Source organism: Parolsenella sp. LCP21S3_E11 (genome assembly GCF_052118165.1).
Classification (GTDB): Bacteria; Actinomycetota; Coriobacteriia; order Coriobacteriales; family Atopobiaceae; genus Parolsenella.
The window spans coordinates 1-653 of sequence record NZ_JBQKHS010000024.1 but is presented as its reverse complement, the minus strand read 5'-3'; the positions used below and the strand labels follow the sequence as shown (position 1 = coordinate 653).

At 74.4% G+C, this 653-nt stretch carries 1 protein-coding gene; it reads left to right on the top strand.

Annotation, left to right across the window (positions count from 1 at the left end; genetic code table 11):
• On the top strand, positions 1 to 653 hold a 653-nt coding region (locus tag ACTQ1Z_RS08535; protein ID WP_441860257.1), incomplete at both ends, for a fibronectin type III domain-containing protein.

Below are 653 nucleotides of genomic sequence, written 5' to 3'. Positions count from 1 at the left end.
CCCCGCTTCACGGCCGAGCCCGCGGGCGACGGCGAGGTCCAGCTGAACTGGGGCGCCATCGACGGGGCCGACGCCTACGCCGTGGCAGAGAGGCTCGCCGACGGCTCCTACCGCACGTTCACCTACTCGGCGACCGGGACCTCCTACAAGGTGACCGGCCTCGAGTGCGGCGTCGAGCACAGGTTCCTCGTGCAGTCCCGCGTTGCGGGCCGCTGGTCGTCCTTCGGCGAGGGCACCCTCGTCTCCTGCGTGCCGACCGGCCCGTCTAGGCCGTCGGTCACTGCGGCGGCCGGCGACCGGTCCGTCACGCTCTCCTGGCCCAGCGTGCCCGGGGCGCAGCGCTACGCCGTGGCGTGGCGAAGGGCCGGCGACTCCGCGTGGAGGACGTCGACCTACACGTGCGCGGGCGAGTCCTACACCGTGTCGGGCCTGGCCAACGGCACCTCCTACGAGTTCGTCGTCCAGGCGTGGTTCGGGGGCCGCTGGTCCCCGTTCGGCTCCGCCGACGTCGCCAGGGCCGTCCCGGCCGACCCGACGGTCCCCCGCTTCACGGCCGAGCCCGCGGGCGACGGCGAGGTCCAGCTGAACTGGGGCGCCATCGACGGGGCCGACGCCTACGCCGTGGCAGAGAGGCTCGCCGACGGCTCCTACCG